Below are 24,600 nucleotides of genomic sequence, written 5' to 3'. Positions count from 1 at the left end.
CGCCCCGGGCCGCTTCCTCCTCCCTGTGCGTCCGTCACCGCTTCCCCCTCTTCATGCCGAGCCGCATCGTCGCGACGATCTCCCGCTGCACCTCGCTCACCCCGCCCCCGAAGGTGTTGATCTGCGCCGCCCTGTTCATCCGCTCCAGCTCCCCGTCCCCGAAGGCACCGAGTGAGCCGCCCCGGACCATCCCGGCCTCGCCCGTGATTTCCTGGCACATTCGATACACCTCGACGGCGCTTTCGGTTCCCACGAACTTCACGCCGCTCGCCTCGCCCGGGGCCAGTGAGCCCGCCCCCACCTCCCCCACCAAACGCCAGTTGAGCAGGCGCGTTGCCGCCAGCCGGGCATACGCCTCGGCCAGCCGGGACCGCACCCAGGGCTCGTCAACCAGCCGCCGCCCCGTCACCGGATCGGGGGTACGGGCGAAGGCCAGCGCCTCCTCGTAGAAGTCCTCGGCCTGCATCCCGATCGCGGCGAGCGCCACCCGCTCGTGGTTCAGCTGGTTGGTGATCAGCCCCCAGCCGGCGTTCTCGGCACCGACGAGATGACCGACGGGCACGCGGACACCGTCGTAGTACGTGGCCGTCGTGGTCAGCCCGCCCACCGTCTCGATGGGCGTCCAGGCGAAGCCCGGGTCGTCCGTGGGCACGAGGACGATCGAGATGCCCTTGTGCTTCGGTGCTTCGGGGTCGGTCCGGCAGGCGAGCCAGATCCAGTCCGCGTTCTGGGCGTTGCTGGTGAAGATCTTCTGTCCGTCGATGACCCAGCACTCGCCGTCCCGTACCGCCCGGGTGCGCAGAGCCGCCAGGTCCGTACCCGCCTCCGGCTCGCTGTAGCCGATCGCGAAGACGAGCTCGCCCTTGAGGATCCGGGGCAGGAAGTAGTCCTTCTGCTCGTCCGTCCCGTACTTCATCAGGGTGGGTCCGACGGTGTTGAGGGTGACCATCGACACGGGCGCGCCGGCGCGGTACGCCTCGTCGAAGAAGACGAACTGTTCGTCGGGGCCGCGGCCCTGCCCGCCGTACTCGACGGGCCAGCCGAGTCCGAGCATGCCGTCGGCGCCGATCCGCCGCAGCAGCGCGCGCTGTGCCGCAGGGTCCTCCACCCTCGTGTCCGGCATGACATCACGGAAGTACGTGCGGAGTTCGGCGCGCAGTCGCTGCTGGCGTTCGGTCGGGGCGAGGTGCACTGCGGCGTCCTCCCGGGCGTACGGATCGGTGACGTCATGGCTTTCTGACTGTCCGTCAGATTCGACCGGACTGTCAAGGCCGCTGCCGCAACACGAGGATCCCCGCACCGCAAAAAAGGTCTGCGCGGTGGCACCGAAGTGCCGCCGCGCAGACCGTGCTTCACCACACCGTGGACCTACCCCCCAGCGGCCCCCGGCCTCCGGGTCACCAGAGCTGGGTGAAGTTGACCGCGAAGTTCCGGTTGGACTGGTCGATCGCCGTGAAGGCCGAGCCGTTCACCTGGGCCGAGTTGCTCTGGTTCGAGGCGCCGGATCCGACTGCCTGCTGCTGCGAGGTGGACGAGTTGCCGGAGTTGTTGCCACCGACCCCACTGCCGCCGATCGTCGCCACCGCCGCGTTCGATCCGTCGTTCGCGAAGGAGCCGTTGTCTGCTGCGGCCACGCCACCGAAAAGCGCGACGGCGAGCGGCAGGGCGGCAACAGCGGCGAGGGCACGAGCGGTACGGATGCTTGCCATGTCAATTCCTCCAGGAACCGAAAGTACGGCTTGATACGGCTGTTACGGCTGGTTCCGAAGCAGTTGGCCGACCGCTCCGGAGTTGGTCACGACGTCGCAGGACCAAAGTTGCCCGCCGAATCCCCGTCGAACCACCCCGCAGCCCTCGATTCCCCCGCAAGCGTGAGGAACACCCGATAAACCTCCCACGCTGCGCGAAACCGCAGCTCACACCCCCTGCCGCCCCGCCGCCCCGCACCCCCCAAGAGGAAAAGCGTTCCTGCCCCACCTATTTAGCACCCCCCGCCACCCCCCTTCCCGCACCTCTTCCCCTTCCCTCCTTCGAACGCTTGTACGAGAATGAACGCATGGCCACCATCGACCGGCAGAACGCCACCCTGGCCCTGGCCCACGCGCTCGCCGCCGCCGAGCGAGGGCTCCCCGTCATCCCGTTGTCCGCCACCAAGCTCCCCGCACTGCGCTCACCCCACCGCGGCGAAGACCCTCCGGTCCGCTGCCGGGGCGGCTGCGGACTGCCCGGCCACGGCGTCCACGACGCCACCACCGACCCCACCGCCGTACGCGCCCTCTTCGCCGCGGCGCCGCGCGCCACGGGCTACGGCATCGCCTGCGGCCGGCCCCCGCACCGCCTCATCGGCATCGACCTCGACATCGACGCGGCACACGGCACGGACTCCATGGGCGCGCTCCAACAGCTGGCCGAGCGGCACCGGTTCACCATCCCGCCGACCATCACCGTGCTCACCCCGAGCGGCGGACGCCACCTCTGGCTGACCGGCCCGCCCGACGTGGCCGTACCGAACTCGGCGAGCCGCCTCGCCCCCGGCATCGACGTCCGCGGCTTCGGCGGATACCTCGTGGGCCCCGGCTCGGTTACCACCCACGGCGCCTACCGCCTGGCCCCGGGCACCGCCCGCCTCGCCCCCGCGCCCTGCCCCCGGGCCCTCCTCCGCCTGCTCGCACCCCCCGTGCGCCGCCCCCACCCCACGAGCCACCGGCCCGTCGACCACCGGGGCCAGGGGCTCGTCCAGTTCGTCCGGGCGGCCCGGGAAGGCCAGCGCAACACCCGCCTCTTCTGGGCGGCCTGCCGCGCCTACGAGAACGGCTTCGGCGACGAACTCGCCGACGCCCTCACATCCGCGGCGGTCCACACCGGCCTGTCCGAACAGGAGGCCCGCGCCGCGATCGCCTCGGCGGCCCGCCTGACCACGGGCCGCCCGGAACACCTCTGACCGCCACGTCCGGCCCGCACATGCGGAAGAGGCACCCCGTGAACGGGATGCCTCTTCCGAATTGCTGAATGCTGCGGTGGGTGTGGGATTTGAACCCACGGTCACATCGCTGCGACGACGGTTTTCAAGACCGTTCCCTTAGGCCGCTCGGGCAACCCACCCCCGCGTCGTGGAGTCGGCGGGCAGCGGCCCGCCTCGACGCGAAGGACAGCCTAGCCGGTCAGCTGTCGCCCTCGCGCTCGCCCAGGGTGAGTTCGGCCGTTGCCGTCTTGCCGTCGCGCTTGTAGGTCAGCGTGACCTTGTCGCCCGGCTTGTGGGTCCAGATCTCGCCGATCAGGGTCGGGCCGCTCTCGATCACGGTGTCGTTGAACTTCGTGATCACGTCGCCCCCCTTGAGGCCCGCCTTGGCCGCCGGGCCGTCCGGGGAGACCGCCGGGCTGCCGCCCGCGCCCTCCTCCGAGATGACCGCGCCGCCCGTCGTCTCCTCCATCGTGACCGTCGCGCCGATCACCGGGTAGACCGGCTCGCCCGTCTTGATCAGCTGCTCGGCGACGTTCTTCGCCTGGTTGACCGGGATGGCGAAGCCGAGGCCGATCGAGCCCGCCTGGGACTGGCCGCCGCCGCTGGTCGACTGGATGGCCGAGTTGATGCCGATGACCGCGCCGCCCGCGTCGAGCAGCGGACCACCGGAGTTGCCCGGGTTGATGGAGGCGTCGGTCTGCAGGGCGCTCATGTACGAGTTCTTGCTGCTGGATCCGTCACCGGAGGCGACCGGGCGGTTCTTGGCGCTGATGATGCCCGTGGTGACCGTGTTGGACAGACCGAACGGCGCGCCGATCGCGATCGTCGAGTCGCCGACGGCGACCTGGTCCGAGTCGCCGAGGGCCAGCGGGGTGAGCCCCTCCGGCGCGTTCTTCAGCTTCAGCACGGCCACGTCGTAGCCCTGGGCGCGGCCGACGACCTCGGCGTCGTACTTCTTGCCGTTGGAGAACGTCGCCGTCAGCTGGCCGCTGTCCGCCGCGGAGGCCACCACGTGGTTGTTCGTGAGGATGTGGCCTTCCTTGTCGTACACGAAGCCGGTGCCGGAGCCGCCCTCGCCGTCACCGCTCTGGGCGTCGATCGTGACGACGCTGGGCAGCGCCTTCGCCGCGACGCCGGCGACCGTGCCCTCGGCCCGCTTGAAGTCCTTCGGGCTGTTCGAGGCCGCGACCGTGGTCGAGCCGGTGGCGGAATTCGTGTCGTTCCGGTCGGCCACCCAGTAGCCGAGGGCTCCGCCGACACCGCCGGCGACCAGCGCCGCCACGGCCACCGCGGCGACCAGACCGCTCGCGCGCCGCTTGCGCGGGCGCTCGGGGTCGGCGGGCGCCGGAGCGCCCCAGCCCTGACCCGAGTCGCCGCCGCCGGCGTAGGAGGGGATCGCCGGAGGGGGCGGCGGCCAGCCACCCGCGCCCGCGGGCTCCTGGTACGACTCCTGGCTCGGCTGCTGATAGGGCTGCTGGAAGGTGTCGTGCGGCTGGTTCCCGGGAGCCGCATCGGAAACAGGTGCGGGCGCGACGTCGGGCGCGGGCGCCGTCGGTGCTTCAGCAGGAACGGCCGGGGCCGCCGCGGACGGGGGCATGCCCTCGGGAGCAGCGGCCGGCGGCACTGGAGGTGTGGACGGAACAGGCGGTACGGCCGGAACCGCAGTGCCCTCGTTGCCCTCGTTCTCGGTGCTCACAGCTCTTTACTCCTCGGTTCCACTCGGTCTTCGGCAAGAGATCCGCTGTGCACGTGTCTGCGGTCAGCTTTTCCCACAGCACGTCAGGCCACTGTAAGCAGGACCTGTGCATCCGCACACCAATCTTTACATCAGGCAAAACGGTCTCCCTTTATGTCTGCCTTTATAAGATGCGCGCGCCTGTCGCCGACCGGTGACACCATGACGCGGTGACCGACGCACGCCAGCACACCATCCGCACCCCGATCCAGGTCATCGCCCACCGCGGGGCCTCGGACGACGCACCCGAGCACACCCTGGCCGCCTACCGGAAGGCGATCGAGGACGGCGCCGACGCCCTGGAATGCGATGTGCGGCTCACCGCGGACGGACACCTCGTCTGTGTCCACGACCGCCGGGTGAACCGCACGTCCAACGGCCGCGGCGCCGTCTCCGCCCTGGAGCTCTCCGCGCTCGCGGCCCTCGACTTCGGTTCCTGGAAGGACCGCGAGGAGTCCCCGGACTGGGACCCGGCGCCGGGCGAGCTCACCTCCGTACTCACGCTGGAACGCCTCCTCGAACTCGTCGTCGAGACGCGTGCGGCCGGGCGGCCCCTTCAGCTGGCCATCGAGACCAAGCACCCCACCCGCTGGGCGGGGCAGGTCGAGGAGCGGTTGCTGCACCTGCTCAAGCGCTTCGGTCTGGACGATCCGCCGGCCGAGGGACCCTCACCGATCCGCATCATGAGTTTCTCGGCGCGCTCCCTGCACCGCGTCCAGGCCGCCGCACCCACGCTGCCGACCGTCTATCTGATGCAGTTCGTCACCCCGAGGCTCCGCGACGCGCGGCTTCCGGCGGGTGCCCGGATCGCCGGTCCGGGGATGCGGATCGTACGCAGTCACCCCGGCTACATCGACCGGCTGCACCGCGCGGGCCACCGCGTGCACGTCTGGACGGTGAACGAACCGGAGGACGTGGAGCTCTGCGCACGCCTCGGAGTCGAGGCAATCATCACCAATCGCCCAAAGCAGGTCCTGTCCCAACTGGGTCGTCCTTAACATCTGTTACGGGGAGTACACCGGCGCATTCGTTCCGTATCCGATCGTTACGAGTGCGTCACTGGCAGACCTTTGGCCGGTTTCCGGTCCAGTCCAGTGGGGCATCCAATCCGTGGCGTGGGGATAGGAGGTCCGGGGGTGGCGTTGGTGGTGGCACAGGAAGTGCCCACGTCGTCGAGCATGGCCGTACCCCATGGCCCTGCGGGCGTGGGGCAGGCGCGGCACCGTATGCGCGAGCAGCTTCGCAGCAACGGGGTCTCGGACGCGGTCGTCGACGACGCTGTTCTGATCCTTTCCGAACTTCTCAGCAACGCCTGCCGGCACGGCAGGCCGCTGGGACAACACACAGAAGTGGGTGACGGCGATGTCCGCGCCGCATGGCGCGTCGACGGAACGGGCGAGCTGACCGTCGAAGTGACGGACGGCGGCGGACCGACCCGGCCGGTCCCGGCCACACCGTCGGTGACCGCACGGGGCGGTCGCGGGCTCAACATCATCAGCGCTCTCGCCCAGGAGTGGGGCGTACGCGACGACTCCTCGGGTGAGGTCACCGTCTGGGCCCAGGTCGCCCAGGAGCCCGACGCGGCCGAGCGCGGCCCCGGGGGCTCGGACCCGCTCCACGGGCTCGACGGACTGGACGAGCTGGGCGGACTCGACGGCCTCGGCTTCGCCGACGCGGGGTGACGGGCGGACGCCGCACCGGCCCGCACGCCATACCCGCCCGGCCGCCACGGACGGCACGACGGACCTCGGGCACCGGCCCGGCCGGCCGGAGCGCGCACGGACCGTGGCGGGCATGTGTGCCCGGGCAGCGGCACAGGCGGCTAGGCTCGCGGCCGAGACCGCACTGTCGCAATCGGGAGAATGCCCACCATGGCCAAGAAGCGCCCTCAGACCAAGGCCGGGAAGCAGCAGCTCAAGGATGGTGAGATCCCGGTCGTCGGGGCCCGCGAGCCCTGCCCGTGCGGTTCGGGCCGCCGTTACAAGGCGTGTCACGGACGCGCCGCCGCCCAGGCCGTGACCGAACTGGTCCAGCGCCCCTTCGAGGGGCTTTCCGGCGAGTGCGACTGGGTCGCCCTGCGCGAGCTGGTGCCCGCCGCCACCGTCGAACTGACGCTGAAGGGCGGACTGCCCGAGGGCGTGCCGTCCGTGACGCTCGCGACCGTGCTGCCCATGGCCTGGCCCGCACTGCGCCGCGACGACGGTTCCGTCCTGCTCGCCCTGCAGAACGACACCTCGTCGGGCGACCTGAGCCGCGACCTCGCGGACACCCTGCAGCGGGCGCTGGAGGCGGAGCCGGGTACGCCGGTCGCCGCCCGGCGCGTTCCGGCCGACGGCCCGCGCCTCCAGGACCTGCTCGACCCCAACGCTCCGTTCGACCCGGTCGTCCACTCCGGGTTCGAGTTCTGGGTTCCGGACGCGGAGAACGCCACGCCCGAGGTGTCCGCCTCCCTGGAGCGTGCCAACGACGCCGCGATCCCGACCACGCTGCTCTCCGGCGTGGACGCCGCGTACTGGTGCGAGACCCCGGAGAAGAACCACCTGCGCTGGGTCATGCCGCACCCCGAGGAGCAGCTCCTCGACGCGCTCGCCCGGCTGCACGCGGCCGGGACGTCCTCGCTCGGCGAGGACACCCGTCTGGTCGGCTCCTTCCGGGCCCACGGACTGATGGTTCCGGTCTGGGACCTGCCGCGGACGATGGGTGCCGAGGAGTGCGAGAAGCCTGCCGAGCAGCTTGCCGAGCGGCTCGCGGAAGCACTCGCTTCGGACGCTCCGCTCACCCCCGAGGAGCGCCGGGCGCGCGGCGGGCTCACCAACCGCCAAGTGACGCTCAGCTGACAGTGACGAGTGCCCGCGGGGCGGCTCGGTGACTCGCGTCACAGCGACCGTACTCGCGAGTAAATCGCTGTCCGAATAGGCGAGATCGAATTTGCGAACGGCAGATCTCTTGTTACCGTTCTGGAAGCCCGGTCGCTGGTGCATCCCCCGTCGCCAGCGACCGGGCATCCTCATTTCCGGGCCCGTACGACACGGCCCGCGACACCCCTCCGGATCGCCTCGCAGCAGAGCCGGACCGCCCCGGCAGCCGACCGGCCGGGATCCTCAATCCGAGGACGGGGAAACCGGGTTGCTGCCGGTCCGCAGAAGCAGCGGGACCTCGTCCGCCGCCCCGCCCGCCGCGTACTCCGCCACTGCCGTATAGGCACCGGTCGCTCCGTGCGCCGGTGCGCGGGGTGTCTCGCAGACGCCCGGCTCGTCGTGCGCCGCCACCTCGCAGCGCAGCTCGACGGCCCGCCCGCCCGGCCCCATCAGCGTGAGGAACGACCGCAGTTGCTCACCGGTCGTGTTGCGGTAGTAGGTACGGGCCCAGACTTCGCGCCCCTGCGCCATCACACAGGTCTGCGCCTCGACGCCTTCGGGGGAGGTGAGCTCGGGGCCGCACCGGGCAGCAGGCGCACCGGTGCCACCGGCCCCGCCGGGCCGCCCACTTTCGGACAGAAGTCCGGGTGGAGAAATGTTCTCCGGCGAAATTCCGTCCGCACGCTCCGTCAAGCCTTCCGCCGAGCCGTCCGCCGGACGCTCTTCGGGCATTTCTCCGGCGCGTTCCGCTTCGCTCTCTTCGCCATGTTCTACGGAAAGGCCATCAGAAAGTAGCGACCCACCGGATTTGGCATCGGACGATACGGAATCAGGCGCGCCCGAAGTCACCGCGGAAGCGGCCAGCGGAAGCAGAACGGTGAACAGCACCGCTGCCGAGAGACCGGCCATACGGAGATTCATCGTGGCCTCACCTGCCAACCGGGCGCGAAATTCTGACGGTGTACCGACGATATCGACGGAATACGGGCGGCCGGGTCCTGCGCGCCCATTTACCGCAGAACTCGGGTCGGCTCACACTCGTACGAGTGAGCCGACCGCCGTCCCGCGCCGCCCGTCCGTCACTGCGCCCGTCCTCCGCCGCCGTGCTGACAGTCCGTGGTCCGGACCGCTGCCGGTCCGTCAGTAGGCGAGTCGGCTACCGCCGTCCGGAGCACCGGTGCTCGCCTCGACGAGCGCGTCCAGTACCGCTTCCACGTCGGGAAGCCAGGGTGCGGCCTTCGGGGACGACGGGGCGCGCTCCCACCGGACCTGCCCCGTGCCGATCTCCGACGGAGGAAGGACGAGGTAGCCGCCCTCGCCGTGGAAACGCAGGGAGCTGGGCACCCAGTCCTTGGCGTGAAGCAGTTCGCCGAGGCGCTCCAGGGTGTACGGGGCCACCAGCAGCGACCACCGCGTCGGGGTCGCCACCACCGGGCCGAGCCGCATGCCCATCATGTCGAGTGCCGTCAGCGCACGGGCACCCGCGACGGCGGGCAGGCTGAGCGCGCACGGCGCACGTCCGCCGGTGGCCAGCATGACCGGGGCCGCCGGCCTGTTGGTCCACCACCACCGCACCATGCGTTCGTCGGTGGTCGCGGCCAGGAGGCCGGGATCGAAGGGGTGTGCGCCGGGCACGGCGCACTCGGGGTCGGGGCAGGCGCAGCCACGCCCGCGGTCACCGCGTATGCCGGCCGCCGCCAGTCCCGCTCCGGGCAGCACGGGCCACTGCCATGCGGTGGCACAGGTCAGCGCCGCGTCGAGCTGTGCGGGCCGTCCCTTGCGCCGGAGCCGGAGCCTGCGTCGCCTTCCGAGGATCTCGCGCATGAGCGCTCGTTCCTTTCCGTTGAACGCCGAGGTCCACATGACACCACGTGGGCGTTACACCACGCGCGTGTCTCTTCACTGTGCGTACATGCTCATCGAATCTGCGGTACGGGCAAGCCATCGGTACCGAGCGTGAGCCGAGCCGAGCAGAGTGGAACCGAGCAGAAATGGAGCTGAGTCGAACCGAGCCGAGTTGAGCCGAGCCGTGCTGAGCCGAGTCCAGCCAATACGTGGCGGAGGCGGCGCGCGCTTCACGCTTGCCGTCCCTGGTGCAAGCCCCGCCACTCGGGGGTGGGGGCGCGGCCGTCGTCGATAAAGACGTACGGGCCCGCTGCCAGGTTCCAGGGCGATCACAACTGCCGCTGGTCATCACCGATTACGTACCCAGCATGCCCTGGATGACGCTCCCTCGGGCACTTCACCCCGAGAGCACCCCCTGTCGAGCACACCCAGTCGACCGCAAATAACTGCCATAGGTGCATTTTTTAGCCAACTTAACTGTCACACAGACACCACAAATCCCGCGAGGACAATGCTGGACATCGCCTTACTTGTGCGTGTACATGTGGATGCATTGATAGCGGCGCAGAATGACATGGGGGTTTGCGATGCTATTCGACGAATCGCACCGGTCGGAAAGCTGGCTCCCATGAGCGCCCCTCACCTGCCGAAAGTGGCTGGAATCGATCCCATGGTTCCTGTTTCAACGCACACTCCAGCGCCCCTGACGGGCGTCCCGGCAGCCCCGGGCGCCTTCCTCCAGGACCGTCTGGCGTCCTGGGTGTCCGATCTCACGACGCTGCACGAGCTGACCGAGCGCCTGGCCAGAACGCATACCCTCGACCACGCTCTTCGCGAGCTGCTGGACGCCGGAGCCGCCCTCGTCGGCGCCCGTCGCGGACTCCTCGTCCTCGAACCGGCCGCGGGCGGCCCGTCCACCACCGTCGGCCTCGGACTCGCCCATGCGGAGCTCGGACACATCGAGACCGTGCCGCGCAGCGCCACCTCGTACGGCCGCATCCTCGACGGGCTCCCGGACGCCCAGGCTCCGCTGACGAGCCCCGATCTGTTCGGCGACAAGAGTCTCGACCCGCGCCACCGCGAGGTCGCCGCCCGGCTCGGCTACGCCGCGAGCTACGCCGTGCCGCTCGCCACCGAGGCGGCGGGCCGGCTCGGTGCGGCCGTCTGGCTCTACGACGAACCTGCCGAACCGCTGGAACGGCAGCGCCACCTCATCGGCCTCTACATCCGGTACGCCACGGAGCACCTGGCCAGGCTGCTGGAACTCGAACGGGCCAGGGCCGACGTGGCGACCCTGGCCGAGGAACTCCTGCCCAGCAGGCTGCCCCGCGTCCCCGGCGTCCAACTGGCCGCCCGCCACCGGCCCGCGCCCCAGGGCGGCGGCGACTGGTACGACGCACTGCCGCTGCCGGACAGCGCGCTCGGCCTCGCCGTCGGGTCGGTCGGCGGCTCCGGACCCGGCGCACTCGCCACCATGGGCCGGCTCCGGGCGAGTCTGCGGGCGTACGCCGTGATGGAGGGCGAGGACCCCGTCGCCGTACTCTCCGACCTGGAACTGCTGCTGCGGCTGACCGAGCCCGCCAAGGCCGCGACCGCGCTCTTCGCGTACTGCGAGCCCGCCCGCCGCAAGATCCTGCTGGCCGGCGCCGGGCACAGCCCGCCCCTGGTGATCGGCGAGCGCCGCACCGAGTTCGTGGAGACCACACTGTCCGCGCCCCTCGGGATGCTCGCCTGCTGGGAGGCTCCGAGCGTGGAGTTCACCCCCGAACCGGGCGAGACCGTGCTCCTCTACACCGACGGGCTCCTGCGCCGCACCGGCGACGCGATGGACCGGGCGTTCGCCCGGCTGCACTCGGCTGCGGCCTGCGTACCGAAGGCCGCCCGCCACGACCCGGGAGCGATCGCCGACCACGTACTGCGGGCGATGCTGCCCGAGGGCCTCGACCAGGGCGACGGCACCGAGGACGTCGTGATCCTGGCCGCCCGTTTCGACTGACCGCCGCCACGGGCGGGCACCGGGAGTGAGCACCGCGGCCCGCCGCCGGACGCAGCCGCCGCCGCTCGGTCGGCGCGCCGCCCATGTAAGAGGTCTTCCGACCCTGGACCCCCTTCCGTACGCCCGTACGATGGGGAGTGGTCCAGTGTCGTATCAAGGAGAGACAAATCGTGTCTGAGGAGCTCACCCCGGAGAACCCGGAGCCGGAGACCGAAGAAGCAGAGCCGATCAAGCAGCGGAAGAACGGCCTGTACCCGGGCATTTCCGATGAGCTCGCCGAGAACATGAAGTCCGGCTGGGCCGACACCGAGCTGCACGGTCTGGAGCCGATCGCCCAGGCCGAGCACACCGCTGACCGCCGCGCCGCGCTGTCCGCGCGCTTCCCCGGCGAGCGCCTGGTCATTCCCTCGGGCAACCTCAAGACCCGTTCGAACGACACCGAGTACGCCTTCCGTGCGTCGACCGAGTACGCGTACCTCACCGGTGACCAGACCCACGACAGCGTCCTGGTCCTGGAGCCGAAGGGCGCCGGCGAGGCGGGGCACGAGGCGACGATCTACCTCCTGCCCCGGTCCGACCGCGAGAACGGCGAGTTCTGGCTCAACGGCCAGGGCGAGCTGTGGGTCGGCCGCCGCCACTCGCTCTCCGAGGCCGAGCAGATGCTGGGCATACCGGCGAAGGACGTCCGTGAGCTCCCGGCCGCGCTGACCGAGGCCACCGGACCGGTGCGCAACGTCCGCGGGCACGACGCCGGCATCGAGTCCGCCCTCACCGACAAGGTCACCGCGGAGCGCGACGAGGAACTGCGCGTCTACCTCTCCGAGGCCCGCCTGGTGAAGGACGCCTTCGAGATCGCGGAGCTGCAGAAGGCGTGCGAGATCACCGCCCGCGGCTTCGAGGACGTCGTGAAGGTCCTCGACAAGGCCGAGGCGACGAGCGAGCGTTACATCGAGGGCACGTTCTTCCTCCGCGCCCGCATCGAGGGCAACGACATCGGCTACGGCTCGATCTGCGCGGCCGGACCGCACGCCACCACCCTGCACTGGGTCCGCAACGACGGCGCCGTCCGCTCCGGCGAACTGCTGCTGCTCGACGCCGGAGTGGAGACCAACGACCTCTACACCGCCGATGTGACGCGCACTCTTCCCATCAGCGGCACGTTCACGCCGCTCCAGCGGAAGATCTACGACGCGGTGTACGAGGCGCAGGAAGCCGGCATCGCGGCCGTCAAGCCCGGCGCCGACTACCGCGACTTCCACGACGCCGCGCAGCGCGTGCTCACCGAGAAGCTGGTCGAGTGGGGCCTGCTCGGCGACCTGTCCGTGGACAAGGTCCTGGAGCTCGGCCTCCAGCGCCGCTGGACCCTGCACGGCACCGGTCACATGCTCGGCATGGACGTCCACGACTGCGCCGCCGCCCGCACCGAGGCGTACGTCAACGGCGTCCTGGAGCCCGGCGTGTGCCTCACGGTCGAGCCCGGTCTGTACTTCCAGGCCGACGACCTGACCGTGCCCGAGGAGTACCGCGGCATCGGCGTCCGGATCGAGGACGACATCCTCGTCACCGAGGACGGCAACCGGAACCTGTCCGACCAGCTGCCGCGTCGTGCCGACGACGTCGAGGCGTGGATGGCCCGGCTCAAGGGCTGACCCCGCAGGGCGACGGACCGTCGTACCCCGCGCCGGAGGGCGCGCTGCTCAGGACACCATGAGCAGCGCGCCCTTCCGCCATTTCAGGACCTTGTCGAAGCTCACGACCGCGCCCCGGCCCGGCCGGTTGGCGAAATGGACGTGATCGGCGAGCTCCTCGATCAGACCGAGGCCCCGTCCGCTCTCCGCCGTGACGGGCGGCTGCCCGGCGGACGGACACGGGGCGGGCGACTGTGCCGCGGCCGGGGGTTCCACGGCCGGTTGTGCGGCGGTGCGAAGCGTGCGCCGGGCGGGGAAACCGGGCCCCGAATCGGCGACTTCGATACGGCATTTCTCGCCGTCCAGATAAGCGGTGACCCGGTACTGCCCGGAGGGTCCGCCCTGCACGGGGCGGGGCCCCGACATATCACCGGCACCCTCGGTATCGGGGGCGTCCCATCGGTCCCCGCCGTGCTCGACGGCGTTCGCACAGGCTTCGCTGAGCGCTACCGACAAGTCGTAGGAGATGTCCGGATCGACCCCTGCGGTTTCCATGGTGCCGAGCAGAAAACGACGGGCGAGCGGAACGCTCGCAGCTTCGCGCCGCAAATGGAGTGACCACCACATGCTCATGCTCCAGCCTCCTGGCTGCGGCTCGACATACCGATACGTATTGCCGCGCAGAGCCCTTCGTAAGCACAGATCGGCTGTGACGGCACTCATTCGGCGGATGCGAATGTTCCGCATACCGGCTATGTCCGGCCGCCCCAGCCCACCCGAACAGGCACAACAGCCGCCCATGCCGAAGGAAACCGACCTTCCGGACCTGCCTGACGCGGCCCCGGTACGCAGTGCGATGATGACCCGGCCATGTCTATGCCCGTCGCACGCGCCGGAGCCGGTCTGCGGCTCATGAGGGCCGCGGTGTTCACCGCGGTCTGCGTCGTGCTGTCCGCGGCAGGACACGCACTCGCCTCGTGCGCGGCCGTCCCCTGGTGGACACTGCTCGCCGGTTTCCTCGGGATCTTCGCGCTCGTGCTGCCGCTCGCCGGGCGCGAAAGGTCGCTCCCGTCGATCGCCGCCGCCCTCACCGGCGGACAGCTCGCGCTGCACGTCCTCTTCGGACTCGGCACCCACGGCACGGAATCCGCGGCAGGTACCGCGGCCGGGACGGACAACGACGCGGTCATCCGCTTCGCCGCCGGACTGCTGTGCGGCGAGGGGCCGGCCCGGCTGAACGCGGCCGAGGCCCACCGCGTCGTCACCACCGCGGGCATCGACCCGGCAAGCCTGGCGCAGGACCACGCACACCTCGCGACGGCCGACCCGACCGCGCTGACCGGCCTCGCCGGACTCGCCGGATCGTCCGGGACGCTGCCGAGCCTGCCCATGATCCTCGGGCACCTCCTGGCCGCCCTGGTCACCGGCTGGCTGCTGCGCCGCGGCGAGGTCGCCCTGTTCGGCCTCACCCGGCTCTCGGTGCACGGCGCCCAGGAACTCGCGGCGGGCGCCCGGCTGCGGTCCCTGCGCGTCGCGCTCTCGCTCGTACGCACCCTGCTCGCGGGCCTTCCCGGGCGACGGACGACCGGGCCCCACATCCCCCGCACGGCCGTCGACGCGCTCGCGCCCGCCGCCGGGGATCCGTTGCAGCACATGGTGATCAGGCGCGGGCCTCCCGCCGTATACGTACACGCGGCCTGACGCGACACCCTTCGCCCGGATCTCTTCGGCGCGGCCCGGATCACCCGGGGAAAAGGTGTCGCGATGCCGTCGCGCACCAGCGCGCCGGACCACCTTTTCCTTCTGCCTGTGGAGATCCCTGCCATGAACGTTTCACGCATCGCCATCGCGGGCGGCGTCGCCGCTTCCACCGTCCTGCTGCTCGCCGGCCCCGCCGCCGCTCACGTCAGCGTCCAGCCGCAGGGCGAGGCCGCCAAGGGCAGCTACGCCACCATCAACTTCAAGGTCCCCAACGAGCGCGACGACGCCTCGACGGTGAAGCTCGAAGTGAACTTCCCGGCCGAGCACCCGCTGTCCTCGGTCAGCCCGCAGGCCGTGCCCGGCTGGAAGATCAAGGTCGACAAGAGCAAGCTCGACAAGCCCCTCGACGTGCACGGCAAGAAGATCACCGAAGCCGTTTCGAAGGTCACCTGGACCTCGGACGGCAGCAAGATCGAGCCGGGCTACTTCCAGCAGTTCCCGCTCTCGGTCGGCCAGCTCCCCGAGGACGCCGACCAGCTCGTCTTCAAGGCCCTCCAGACGTACGACAACAAGGAAGTCGTCCGCTGGATCGAGGAGCCCGTCGAGGGCGGCGAAGAGCCCGAGAGCCCGGCCCCCGTCCTCAAGCTGACCGCTGCGTCCGCCGACGCGCACGGTGCTGCCGCCGCCGACGACAAGAGCGACCACGCCACGGACGACAAGGCCGCGAAGGACACGAAGGCGGACTCCGCCTCGCCCTCCGCCTCGGCCGACAGCAGCGACGGCACCGCCCGGATCCTGGGCGTCGTCGGCATCGTCATCGGTATCGCGGGTGTCGCGTTCGGCGTCCTCGCGGGACGCCGCCGCACCGCCTGACGCCCAAAGCAGCACCCGCACCACAGACCAGGAAACAATTCTCCATGCGCACCAAGAAGACGATGCTCGCCGCGGCGCTCGCCGCCGCGGCGGCACTGACCCTGTCGGCCTGCGGCAGTGACGCGGACTCCGCGAAGCCCGTCGCGGACGTCTCCGCCGACACCAGCACCAAGGCCGCGACCGTACTCGACCAGCCCTTCACCAAGCCGAACCTCGTCCTCACCGACACCCACGGCAAGAAGTACGACCTCCGCGAGGAGACCAAGGGCAAGCCGACACTCATCTACTTCGGCTACACCAACTGCCCCGACGTCTGCCCGCTGACCATGAGCAACATCGCGCTCGCCAAGCGCGCCCTGCCCAAGGCCGACCAGGACAAGCTCCAGGTCGTCTTCGTCACCACCGACCCCGAACGCGACACCCCGTCGTCCCTGGGCAGTTGGCTCAAGGCCCAGGACCCCGCCTTCACCGGACTCACGGGCGACTTCCCGACCATCCAGGCGGGCGCCCGGCAGATCGGCATCGGCATCGACCCGCCGAAGGTGGAGAAGGACGGCACGGTCGTCTCGATGCACGGCGCCCAGGTGGTCGCGTTCTCGCCGAAGACCGACAAGGGGTACGTGCTGTACGGCGAGGACACCACGTCCGACGACTACGCGAAGGACCTCCCGAAGCTCATCACGGGAGCGACTCCGTGAACCGCCGCACCGCCCTCGCCGGCGTCCTGGCCCTCACCACGGGCCTGGCGCTGGCGGGCTGTTCCGCCGGCAGCGAGCCGGAGCTGAAGGTGGTCGGCGCCTTCATGCCGCAGCCCATCAGCGACATGGCGGCCGGCTTCCTCGTCGTGCAGAACAGCGGGGACGCCGCCGACCGGCTGACCTCCGTGACCAGTCCGCTCTCGGACGACGTCACGATCCACGAGACGAGGAACCAGACCATGCGCATGGTCAGTTCCTTCGAAGTGCCCGCCGGCGGCGAACTGGATCTCGAACGCGGTGGCAACCACATCATGTTCATGAAGCTCAAGCAGCGACCGAAGCAGGGCGAGAAGGTCTCCCTGGAGCTGCACTTCGAGAAGGCCGGCCCCATCAAGGTCGACGTTCCCGTGAAGGAGACCACCCACAACCCGAAGAAGCAGTGAGGGACTGACACCCCATGACAGCCACCGCCCCGCACTTCGGGCCGCACCCGATACGCCGGCCGCTCGCCGCCGTCGCGTTCCTCGCCACGCTGATCAGCCTGCTGTTCGGCCTGGTGCTGGCGGGCGCGAGCCCCGCGTCCGCGCACGCCGCCCTCACCGGGAGCAACCCGCAGGACGGGGCGGTGGTCGACACCGCTCCCAAGGAGGTCTCGCTCAGCTTCTCCGAGCAGATCGCCATGGGCAAGGACTCGATCCGCGTCCTCGACCCCGACGGCCGCCGGGCGGACGCCGGTGCGCCCCGCGAGCTGGGGAGCGGAGGCGCCGTTGAGTACGGCGTCCGGCTCCTCGCGGGTCTGCCCGACGGCACCTACACCGTGGCCTGGCAGGCCGTCTCCGCGGACAGCCACCCGATCTCGGGCGCCTTCACGTTCTCCATCGGCGCCCCCTCGGAAACGACCGTCGCGCTTCCCTCCGGCGGAGCCGGCGGCGGCCTGGTCGGCACCCTCTACGGCATCGCGCGCTACGCCGCGTACGCCGGATTCGTCCTGCTGGCCGGTGGCGCCGCGTTCGTACTCGCCTGCTGGCGGCGCGGAGCAGCCGAACGCCCGCTGCAACGCCTCGTCGTGCGCGGCTGGATCACCCTGACCGCCGCCACTTTGATCATGCTGCTCCTGCGCAGCCCGTACACCGGTTCCGGCAAGCTCTCGGACGCCTTCGACCTCAACGGTCTGCAAGCCGTGCTCGACACCAAGCCGGGCGCCGCACTGGTCTCCCGGCTGCTGCTGCTCGGGGCCGCCGCCCTCTTCATCGCCGTCCTGTTCGGCGGGTACGCCAAGCGCGAGGACGAGACGGAGCAGAAGGACCTCACCTTCGGCCTCGCCATCGGCGGCACGGTCGTCGCCGCCGGGATCGCCGGCACCTGGGCCCTCGCGGAACACGCGTCGACCGGCATCCAGCCGGGCATCGCCATGCCGGTCGACGTCCTGCACCTGCTGGCCGTCGCCACCTGGCTCGGAGGTCTCGCCGCCCTGCTGGTCGCCCTGTACCGGACGCCCGGCGTCGAGAGCTCCGTCGTACAGCGCTTCTCCCGCGTGGCGTTCGGCAGCGTGGTCGTCCTCACCGCGACCGGGATCTACCAGTCCTGGCGCCAGGTCGGCTCCTGGTCCGCGCTGACCGGCACCCGGTACGGCCAGCTCCTGCTCGTCAAGGTGGCCCTGGTGGCCGTCCTCGTCGGTGTCGCCTGGATCTCCCGCCGGTGGACCTCCCGGCTGGCGGAGAGCACCGGAGCGGCCGAGGCCGTGGCGACGGACGCCGAGGCCGGAGACGACGACGGCGAGCCCGTCGCGGTCGCGGTGGGCGCCGACGCGGAGGCCGTCGACCCCGAACGGGCCGCGCAGCTCGCCCGCCAGCGTGCCGCCCTGACGGCCACGAAGGAGAAGCGCGTCCGCGATGCCGACCCGGACCGCTCAGGCCTGCGCCGCTCGGTACTGACGGAGGCGGGCATCGCCGTCGTCCTCCTCGCGGTAACGACCGTGCTGACCTCCACCGAGCCGGGGCGTACCGAGGAGGAAGCCTCCCGCGGCCCGGCCGCGACGAGCGTTCCGGCTCCCGGAACCCCGATCAACCTGAGCATGCCGTTCGACACCGGCGGCCGGAACGGCAAGGGGACCGTGCGGATGGACATCGACCCCGCGCGCATCGGTGCCAACCAGCTCCACATCTGGGTCGACGGAGCGAACGGCCGGCCGCTGGACGTCCCCGAGGTGAAGGTGGCGCTCACGCTGAAGTCCAAGGACATCGGTCCGCTGCCGGTCGTCCCCGACCACCTCGCCGACGGCCACTGGACGGCCGACGGCATCCAGGTCCCGATGGCCGGCGAGTGGACGGTCTCCGTGACGGTGCGGACGTCGGACATCGACCAGACGACCATCGACAAGAACGTCAGGATCGGCTGAGCACGTTGAGCAAGAACATGAAGGACGCCACCCCGAAGGCCGCGAGGAACGGCTCCGGCACGGGTGCCGCTGCTCCGGCCGGTGCCGTCTCCCGGCGGCGGCTGCTCGGCACCGCCGGAGCCGCCGGAGCGACGGGCCTCGTGCTGGGCGCGGCGGGCGGCGCCGCGGGATACGCCGCCACCCGCCCCGACGATCCGGCCGCGCTGACCACTGTCGGATCGACCCGCGCGATGTTTCACGGGAAACATCAAGCGGGGATCACCGCTCCGCTTCAGGCCCACGGCCATCTGATCGCCTTCGACCTGGCACCCGGTGCGGGACGCAAGGAGGCCGCCGCGCTGATGCGCCGCTGGTCGGCCACGGCCGAGCGGCTGATGGCGGGCCGGCCGGCGGTGGACGGAGACGGCGCGGACCACGACACCGGGATCGCCCTGGACGCCGGGCCCTCCTCGCTGACGGTCACCTTCGGCTTCGGCCGCACCTTCTTCGAACGTACGGGCCTGACCGGCCGTCGGCCCACCGCCCTCGACCCGCTGCCGCCGTTCTCCTCCGACCACCTCGACGCCAAGCGCTCCAACGGTGACCTCTGGGTGCAGATCGGTGCGGACGACGCGCTCGTCGCCTTCCACGCGCTGCGCGCCCTCCAGAAGGACGCCGCCACGACGGCCCGGGTGCGCTGGCAGATGAGCGGCTTCAACCGCACTCCGGGCGCCACCGACCGCCCGAGAACCGCGCGCAATCTGATGGGGCAGATCGACGGCACCGGAAATCCGAAGCCGTCCGACAGCGGTTTCGACCAGCGGATCTTCGTACCGTCGGGCGCGGGGACCGGCACCGCCTCAGCCGACTCCGGACCGGCGTTCGACTGGATGGCGGGCGGCTCGTACGCCGTCGTACGGCGCATCAGGATGCTCCTCGACGACTGGGAGAAGCTCACGGTGGACCGGCAGGAGAGGGTCATCGGGCGCCGCAAGGCGGACGGCGCCCCGCTCAGCGGCGGCACGGAGACGACCGGGATGGACCTCGACAAGGCAGGCCCGGACGGCCGCCTGGTGATCCCCGACAACGCCCATGCCCGGATCTCCTCCCCCGAGAAGAACGGCGGCGCGGCGATGCTGCGGCGCCCCTTCTCGTACCACGACGGCATCGCGGCGGACGGCACCCCGGACGCCGGGCTCCTCTTCGTCTGCTGGCAGGCGGACCCCTTCCGGGGCTTCGTGCCGGTGCAGCGCAAGCTCGACCGGGGAGACGCGCTCTCGCCGTTCATCCGGCACGAGGCGAGCGGAGTCTTCGCGGTGCCGGGCGGTGCGGCGAAGGGTGAGTACGTGGGACAGCGACTGCTGGAGTCCTGACGCCCGCCCGGCCGCATCCTGAGACGGCGCGGCCCCTCGCGCAGGGCGCATTAGGGTGACCGTATGTCAGCCACGCGCTACGCCTATCTCGGCCCCGAAGGCACCTTCACCGAGGTCGCCCTCCGTACGCTCCCGGAAGCGGCCACCCGCGAGCTCGTCCCGATGGTCTCCGTACCGGCGGCCCTGGACGCGGTGCGCAGCGGCGAAGCGGCGGCGGCCCTCGTACCCATCGAGAACTCCGTCGAGGGCGGGATCACCGCGACGCTCGACGAGCTGACCACCGGCGAACCGCTCATGATCTACCGCGAGGTGCTGCTCTCCATCACCTTCGCGCTGCTGGTGCGTCCGGGGACCAAGCTCACCGACATCAAGACGGTCACCGCGCACCCGGCCGCGCAGCCGCAGGTACGCAACTGGATGGCGGCCCACCTCCCGAAGGCCGTGTGGGAGTCGGCCGCCTCCAACGCCGATGGTGCGCGGCTGGTCCAGGAGGGGCGGTACGACGCCGCTTTCGCCGGGGAGTTCGCCGCGGCGACCTACGGCCTGGAACCGCTGGTCACGGAGATCCACGACGCCGAGAACGCCCAGACACGCTTCGTCCTGGTGGGCCGCCCGGCCCGGCCGTCGGCACCGACCGGCGCGGACAAGACCTCCGTGGTCATCTGGCTGGGCGACGACCACCCGGGCGCGCTGCTCGAACTCCTCCAGGAGTTCGCGGTGCGCGGGGTGAACCTGATGCTGATCCAGTCCCGGCCGACCGGGGAGGGCATCGGCAACTACTGCTTCGCCGTGGACGCAGAGGGACATATCGCGGACCGGCGGGTCGGTGAGGCGCTGATGGGGCTCAAGCGCATCTGCCCGAACGTGCGGTTCCTGGGTTCGTATCCGCGGGCCGGAGTGACGACCGAGGACGTACGCGCGCTGCGTACCGGGACCTCGGACACCGACTTCACCGAGGCGTCCGACTGGCTGGCACGGAGCCAGGACGGCCGGGTCTGAGGCAGCACCGGCCCGGCTGAGCCGGGCCCCGGCGGCGCTCCGGCCAGGGGCGTCCTGTGCGTTGCCCACCGGTCCTACCTGCAGATTTTCATTTACCCACAGAGTTATCCACAGGCCGACGTCTCGACCTGGGGACAAGTCGACACCGTAATGCGACATGGTCGACAAATCGGCTCAGTGGCATCAGATCCGTCCACAGAGCCCCAGGTCATCGCGTGTCACCCCAATTGCATTGATCAACTCTTTAGAGCATCGAATTCCCACCCGAATGAGTGTGTGAACCGCGTTTGAACGGGGAATCCATGAGCCTTCATGTGGCTTTCGGAACGATCTCTTCCGGTGTCCACAGATCTTCCTCACAGCCTGTGGATAACTAAATCGAACCGCACCCCCCTGTGGACAACATCGGAACCCCGTCCCCAACTCCCGCCCCGCGCAGGCCCGGTGCGTCAAGCGGCGCGGACCACTTGAACCCTTTTCGGGGGAATGCGCTCGTTTATTGACCACTTCGCCGATGCCCGGCCCAGCGATTCCCTCCAGGATTATCAATTCCGGCAATTCGGGCAAAGTGACACGCTCATCGATATCGGTTCGAGCGGGGGAACCCCACACCGGTAGCCTTGAGGGGTGATTGACCTTCGCCTGCTCCGTGAGGACCCCGACCGTGTTCGCGCCTCCCAGCGCGCCCGTGGAGAGGACGTCGCGCTCGTCGACGCCCTTCTCTCCGCCGACGAGCTGCGCAGGTCGTCCGGCGTCCGCTTCGACGAACTCCGCTCCGAGCAGAAGTCGCTCGGCAAGCTGATCCCCAAGGCATCCCCGGACGAGCGTGCCGAGCTGCTCAAGAAGGCCGATCAGCTCAAGGCCGAAGTCAAGGCGGCCGACGCCGCTCAGGACGAGGCCGACGCCGACGCCAAGCGGCTGCTGCTCCAGCTCGGCAACATCGTCCACGAGGACGTGCCGGTCGGCGGCGAGGAGGACTTCGTCGTCCTCGAAACGCACGGCACCATCCGCGACTTCGGCGCCGAGGGCTTCGCCCCGAAGGACCACCTGGAGCTCGGCGAGGCGCTGGGCGCCATCGACATGGAGCGCGGAGCCAAGGTTTCCGGTTCGCGCTTCTACTACCTGACGGGTATCGGCGCGCTCCTGGAACTCGCGCTGGTCAACGCCGCGATCGCGCAGGCCACCGAGGCCGGCTTCATCCCGATGCTGACCCCCGCGCTGGTCCGCCCGCGCGCCATGGAGGGCACCGGCTTCCTGGGCCAGGCGTCCGCGGACGTCTACCACCTGGAGAAGGACGACTTCTACCTGGTCGGCACGTCCGAGGTGCCCCTCGCCGCGTACCACATGGACGAGATCATCGAGGCCGACAAGCTGCCGCTGCGGTACGCGGGCTTCTCGCCCTGCTTCCGCCGCGAGGCCGGCACGTACGGCAAGGACACCCGCGGCATCTTCCGCGTCCACCAGTTCGACAAGGTCGAGATGTTCTCGTACGTCGATCCGGCGGACGCCGAGGCCGAGCACCGGCGTCTCCTCGACTGGGAGAAGCAGTGGCTCACCGCGCTGGAGCTGCCCTTCCAGGTGATCGATGTCGCCTCGGGCGACCTGGGGGCCTCCGCCTCCCGGAAGTTCGACTGCGAGGCGTGGATTCCCACGCAGGGCAAGTACCGCGAGCTGACCTCCGCCTCGAACTGCGACGGTTTCCAGGCGCGCCGCCTCTCCGTCCGGATGCGCGACAGCCGCGACGGCAAGAAGGTGCTCCAGCCGCTCGCCACGCTGAACGGCACGCTCTGCGCCGTACCCCGCACCATCGTGGCGATCCTGGAGAACCACCAGCTCGCCGACGGTTCGGTGCGGGTACCCGAGGTACTGCGTCCGTACCTCGGCGGGCGTGAGGTTCTGGAGCCGGTCTCCAAGTGACGACCTTCCCGTACAAGCTCATCGCGACCGACCTCGACGGCACGCTGCTGCGTGACGACGACACGGTCTCGGAGCGCACGCGCGAGGCGCTGGCCGCAGCCACAGCGGCCGGCGCGGCGCACATCATCGTCACCGGGCGCGCGGTCCCGTGGACCCGGCACATCCTGGACGACCTGGGTTACGAGGGCCTCGCGGTCTGCGGCCAGGGCGCGCAGGTCTACCACGCCGGTGAGCACAAGCTGCTGACCTCGCTCACCCTGGACCGGCAGCTCGCCGGTCTCGCGCTGTCCAAGGTCGAGGCGGAGGTCGGTCCGCTGGCGCTGGCCGCCAGCCGTGACGGACTCGACGGCGAGGTGCTGGTCGGACCCGGTTACCGGGTGCAGGAGGGACCGCTGCCCGCCGTGTTCGTGGACGATGCCGCCGAGATGTGGGCCGCCCCGCTGAACAAGGTCTACATCCAGCATCCGGAGCTCGGCGACGACGCACTGGCGAAGGCCGCCCGCGAGGTGGTCGGCAGTCTGGTGGACGTCGTCATGGCGGGTCCGGGCGTGGTCGAGATCCTGCCTCTGGGGCTGAGCAAGGCGACCGGGCTGTCCCTGGCCGCCCGTCGGCTCGGAGTGAAGGCCGCGGACACGCTCGCTTTCGGCGACATGCCGAACGACATCCCGATGTTCGGCTGGGCCCAGCACGGTGTGGCGATGGCGAACGCGCACGACGACCTCAAGGCCGTCGCCCACGAGATCACCGCGTCGAACCAGCACGACGGCATCGCCCTGGTGCTGGAGGAACTCCTCAGGACCGGCCGGTCCTGACCCTCGCGGGAATGCCGCCGGTCCCTGTGGCCGGCGGCATTCCCATGGGCTGCGACGGTCGGGACCGGGTCAGCCGCGCAGATCCTTCAGCTGCTGGGCGAGGCCGTCCATGCGCGTGTCGATACGGACGAGTCCCTGGGAGACGTCCGAGAGCCTGACGCTGATGGCACCGACGACCTGGTACGTGACGTCCAGCTTCCGGTCGAGACTGTCGAGCCGCTCCGACATTCTGCCGAGCACCGGCCCGAGCTCCTGGAGCGCGCTGCCGACACCGGCGAGGCAGCCCTCGATGCCGGTGACGCGCTGGTCCAGCGAGCGGTACGCCACCTTCAGCTCCTCCTCGGCGTCGAGCAGGTACGTACGGACGCACCGCGCGATGTCGCTGTCGCGAAGAAGCATGGCGACGTTGAGTACGGTTCTGCGGGTGTAGAGCGTGAGCTGAGTGACCGCCTGTGGATAACTCCCACCCTCCTCGCCTCTCCATAGGGACACCATGTCCCTATGGAAGGCTCGCAGGTCAGCGCCGCGCAGGAGCCTGAGACCGTTCTCCTCCATCTCGGCTCGGTGGCGCTGGGTCACCTTCTTCACGGCCTCTGTGGATACCTCGAAGTAGCGCGCGACATCCTCGGTACGGACGTGAATTCCGTCCGGGAGCATGACAAGGCTCTTGACCTTGTCGAGGGCGTCGACGCGCCCCATCCGCTCGACGCGCAGGGCGCGTGATTCGAGCAGTGCGACTTCCGTGGGCATGGTCATCCCTTTCGCGGGAACGGCGATGGACGGCCCTGTCCCCGGGCTTCAGGGGTGGAGGACGCTCACGGTTGCC

The 24,600-nt window shown here is 70.4% G+C and carries 22 protein-coding genes and 1 tRNA gene; 15 read left to right on the top strand and 8 right to left on the bottom strand.

Features of this window, described 5'->3' with window-relative positions; all coding sequences use genetic code 11:
* Nucleotides 1-34: 34 nt before the first annotated feature.
* Both OG230_RS18445 and OG230_RS18440 read right to left on the bottom strand, forming a co-directional pair.
* Nucleotides 35-1,192 carry an acyl-CoA dehydrogenase family protein gene (locus tag OG230_RS18445; protein WP_328904834.1) on the bottom strand — a complete coding sequence of 386 codons (1,158 nt, stop codon included), beginning with the start codon at nt 1,190-1,192 and terminating at the stop codon, nt 35-37.
* 205 nt (nt 1,193-1,397) lie between these two features.
* Nucleotides 1,398-1,709 (bottom strand): hypothetical protein, encoded by a 312-nt coding sequence (locus OG230_RS18440; RefSeq protein ID WP_328904833.1) that lies wholly within the window; start codon nt 1,707-1,709, stop codon nt 1,398-1,400.
* 347 nt (nt 1,710-2,056) lie between these two features.
* Here OG230_RS18440 and OG230_RS18435 point away from each other — a divergent pair, with 347 nt between their 5' ends.
* Nucleotides 2,057-2,941: a bifunctional DNA primase/polymerase gene (locus OG230_RS18435; protein WP_328904832.1), complete on the top strand. Its 885-nt coding sequence runs from the start codon at nt 2,057-2,059 to the stop codon at nt 2,939-2,941.
* Between the two features lie 74 nt (nt 2,942-3,015).
* Here OG230_RS18435 and OG230_RS18430 read toward each other — a convergent pair.
* Both OG230_RS18430 and OG230_RS18425 read right to left on the bottom strand, forming a co-directional pair.
* Nucleotides 3,016-3,102, bottom strand: a tRNA-Ser gene (locus tag OG230_RS18430).
* Between the two features lie 59 nt (nt 3,103-3,161).
* Nucleotides 3,162-4,658, bottom strand: coding sequence for a S1C family serine protease (locus OG230_RS18425; RefSeq protein WP_328904831.1), 1,497 nt, complete (start codon nt 4,656-4,658; stop codon nt 3,162-3,164).
* Nucleotides 4,659-4,867: 209 nt separating this feature from the next.
* Between OG230_RS18425 and OG230_RS18420 the strand changes: the two genes are divergently transcribed.
* The 3 genes from OG230_RS18420 (at nt 4,868) to OG230_RS18410 (ending at nt 7,534) form a co-directional block, all read left to right on the top strand.
* Entirely contained in the window at nt 4,868-5,695 is an 828-nt protein-coding gene (locus OG230_RS18420) for a glycerophosphodiester phosphodiesterase (protein WP_328904830.1), read from the top strand.
* 228 nt (nt 5,696-5,923) lie between these two features.
* On the top strand, nt 5,924-6,379 hold the full coding sequence (locus tag OG230_RS18415; protein WP_443051331.1) for an ATP-binding protein: 456 nt from the start codon (nt 5,924-5,926) through the stop codon (nt 6,377-6,379).
* 189 nt (nt 6,380-6,568) lie between these two features.
* Nucleotides 6,569-7,534, top strand: coding sequence for a DUF5926 family protein (locus OG230_RS18410; RefSeq protein ID WP_328904829.1), 966 nt, complete (start codon nt 6,569-6,571; stop codon nt 7,532-7,534).
* Between the two features lie 264 nt (nt 7,535-7,798).
* Here OG230_RS18410 and OG230_RS18405 read toward each other — a convergent pair whose 3' ends face one another.
* Nucleotides 7,799-8,476: a hypothetical protein gene (locus tag OG230_RS18405; protein ID WP_328904828.1), complete on the bottom strand. Its 678-nt coding sequence runs from the start codon at nt 8,474-8,476 to the stop codon at nt 7,799-7,801.
* 219 nt (nt 8,477-8,695) lie between these two features.
* On the bottom strand, nt 8,696-9,379 hold the full coding sequence (locus OG230_RS18400; protein ID WP_328904827.1) for a bifunctional DNA primase/polymerase: 684 nt from the start codon (nt 9,377-9,379) through the stop codon (nt 8,696-8,698).
* A 532-nt stretch (nt 9,380-9,911) separates the two neighbouring features.
* On the opposite strand from OG230_RS18400, the gene OG230_RS18395 reads away from it, so the two are divergent.
* Both OG230_RS18395 and OG230_RS18390 read left to right on the top strand, forming a co-directional pair.
* Nucleotides 9,912-11,396 carry a PP2C family protein-serine/threonine phosphatase gene (locus OG230_RS18395; RefSeq protein WP_328904826.1) on the top strand — a complete coding sequence of 495 codons (1,485 nt, stop codon included), beginning with the start codon at nt 9,912-9,914 and terminating at the stop codon, nt 11,394-11,396.
* 170 nt (nt 11,397-11,566) lie between these two features.
* The gene (locus OG230_RS18390) at nt 11,567-13,045 is read left to right on the top strand and encodes an aminopeptidase P family protein (protein ID WP_328904825.1); all 1,479 of its coding nucleotides are present in this window, start codon (nt 11,567-11,569) and stop codon (nt 13,043-13,045) included.
* A 48-nt stretch (nt 13,046-13,093) separates the two neighbouring features.
* Here the strand turns inward: OG230_RS18390 and OG230_RS18385 are convergent, their stop codons facing one another.
* Nucleotides 13,094-13,657: an ATP-binding protein gene (locus OG230_RS18385; protein WP_328904824.1), complete on the bottom strand. Its 564-nt coding sequence runs from the start codon at nt 13,655-13,657 to the stop codon at nt 13,094-13,096.
* A gap of 237 nt (nt 13,658-13,894) precedes the next feature.
* Between OG230_RS18385 and OG230_RS18380 the strand changes: the two genes are divergently transcribed.
* The 9 genes from OG230_RS18380 (at nt 13,895) to OG230_RS18340 (ending at nt 23,774) form a co-directional block, all read left to right on the top strand.
* On the top strand, nt 13,895-14,725 hold the full coding sequence (locus OG230_RS18380; RefSeq protein WP_328904823.1) for a hypothetical protein: 831 nt from the start codon (nt 13,895-13,897) through the stop codon (nt 14,723-14,725).
* Between the two features lie 123 nt (nt 14,726-14,848).
* Entirely contained in the window at nt 14,849-15,598 is a 750-nt protein-coding gene (locus tag OG230_RS18375; protein WP_328904822.1) for a YcnI family copper-binding membrane protein, read from the top strand.
* Nucleotides 15,599-15,660: 62 nt separating this feature from the next.
* The gene (locus OG230_RS18370; protein WP_443051595.1) at nt 15,661-16,296 is read left to right on the top strand and encodes an SCO family protein; all 636 of its coding nucleotides are present in this window, start codon (nt 15,661-15,663) and stop codon (nt 16,294-16,296) included.
* Nucleotides 16,293-16,739 carry a copper chaperone PCu(A)C gene (locus OG230_RS18365; protein ID WP_328904820.1) on the top strand — a complete coding sequence of 149 codons (447 nt, stop codon included), beginning with the start codon at nt 16,293-16,295 and terminating at the stop codon, nt 16,737-16,739. Before OG230_RS18370 ends, OG230_RS18365 begins: the two co-directional genes overlap by 4 nt.
* 14 nt (nt 16,740-16,753) lie before the next feature.
* A complete protein-coding gene (locus OG230_RS18360; RefSeq protein ID WP_328904819.1) occupies nt 16,754-18,694 on the top strand; it encodes a copper resistance CopC/CopD family protein in 1,941 nt (646 codons plus the stop codon).
* A gap of 5 nt (nt 18,695-18,699) precedes the next feature.
* Entirely contained in the window at nt 18,700-20,046 is a 1,347-nt protein-coding gene (gene efeB, locus OG230_RS18355) for an iron uptake transporter deferrochelatase/peroxidase subunit (RefSeq protein ID WP_443051330.1), read from the top strand.
* Between the two features lie 63 nt (nt 20,047-20,109).
* Nucleotides 20,110-21,045: a prephenate dehydratase gene (gene pheA / locus OG230_RS18350; protein ID WP_328904818.1), complete on the top strand. Its 936-nt coding sequence runs from the start codon at nt 20,110-20,112 to the stop codon at nt 21,043-21,045.
* A 627-nt stretch (nt 21,046-21,672) separates the two neighbouring features.
* Nucleotides 21,673-22,962, top strand: a complete 1,290-nt coding sequence (serS, locus tag OG230_RS18345; RefSeq protein ID WP_328904817.1) for a serine--tRNA ligase — start codon at nt 21,673-21,675, stop codon at nt 22,960-22,962.
* Complete coding sequence (locus OG230_RS18340) at nt 22,959-23,774, top strand: HAD family hydrolase (RefSeq protein ID WP_328904816.1); 816 nt, start codon at nt 22,959-22,961, stop codon at nt 23,772-23,774. The genes serS and OG230_RS18340 overlap by 4 nt, the downstream gene beginning before the upstream one ends.
* A 69-nt stretch (nt 23,775-23,843) precedes the next feature.
* On the opposite strand, the gene OG230_RS18335 is transcribed toward OG230_RS18340, so the two are convergent.
* Entirely contained in the window at nt 23,844-24,524 is a 681-nt protein-coding gene (locus OG230_RS18335; protein ID WP_328904815.1) for a hypothetical protein, read from the bottom strand.
* Between the last annotated feature and the right edge of the window lie 76 nt (nt 24,525-24,600).

The sequence above is a fragment of the Streptomyces sp. NBC_00234 genome (assembly GCF_036195325.1).
Lineage (GTDB): Bacteria > Actinomycetota > Actinomycetes > Streptomycetales > Streptomycetaceae > Streptomyces.
The sequence above is the reverse complement of the archived record's forward strand: the minus strand, read 5'-3'. Positions and strand labels throughout refer to the sequence as shown.

Excerpts from the sequence above, each read along its gene's own strand:
- OG230_RS18440 (WP_328904833.1), bottom strand. The coding sequence starts at position 1,709 with ATGGCAAGCATCCGTACCGCTCGTGCCCTCGCCGCTGTTGCCGCCCTG.
- OG230_RS18435 (WP_328904832.1), top strand. The coding sequence starts at position 2,057 with ATGGCCACCATCGACCGGCAGAACGCCACCCTGGCCCTGGCCCACGCG.
- OG230_RS18415 (WP_443051331.1), top strand. The coding sequence starts at position 5,924 with ATGCGCGAGCAGCTTCGCAGCAACGGGGTCTCGGACGCGGTCGTCGAC.
- OG230_RS18410 (WP_328904829.1), top strand. The coding sequence starts at position 6,569 with ATGGCCAAGAAGCGCCCTCAGACCAAGGCCGGGAAGCAGCAGCTCAAG.
- OG230_RS18405 (WP_328904828.1), bottom strand. The coding sequence starts at position 8,476 with ATGAATCTCCGTATGGCCGGTCTCTCGGCAGCGGTGCTGTTCACCGTT.
- OG230_RS18400 (WP_328904827.1), bottom strand. The coding sequence starts at position 9,379 with ATGCGCGAGATCCTCGGAAGGCGACGCAGGCTCCGGCTCCGGCGCAAG.
- OG230_RS18395 (WP_328904826.1), top strand. The coding sequence starts at position 9,912 with ATGCTGGACATCGCCTTACTTGTGCGTGTACATGTGGATGCATTGATA.
- OG230_RS18385 (WP_328904824.1), bottom strand. The coding sequence starts at position 13,657 with ATGAGCATGTGGTGGTCACTCCATTTGCGGCGCGAAGCTGCGAGCGTT.
- OG230_RS18380 (WP_328904823.1), top strand. The coding sequence starts at position 13,895 with ATGTCTATGCCCGTCGCACGCGCCGGAGCCGGTCTGCGGCTCATGAGG.
- OG230_RS18375 (WP_328904822.1), top strand. The coding sequence starts at position 14,849 with ATGAACGTTTCACGCATCGCCATCGCGGGCGGCGTCGCCGCTTCCACC.
- OG230_RS18370 (WP_443051595.1), top strand. The coding sequence starts at position 15,661 with ATGCTCGCCGCGGCGCTCGCCGCCGCGGCGGCACTGACCCTGTCGGCC.
- OG230_RS18360 (WP_328904819.1), top strand. The coding sequence starts at position 16,754 with ATGACAGCCACCGCCCCGCACTTCGGGCCGCACCCGATACGCCGGCCG.
- pheA (WP_328904818.1), top strand. The coding sequence starts at position 20,110 with ATGTCAGCCACGCGCTACGCCTATCTCGGCCCCGAAGGCACCTTCACC.
- OG230_RS18335 (WP_328904815.1), bottom strand. The coding sequence starts at position 24,524 with ATGCCCACGGAAGTCGCACTGCTCGAATCACGCGCCCTGCGCGTCGAG.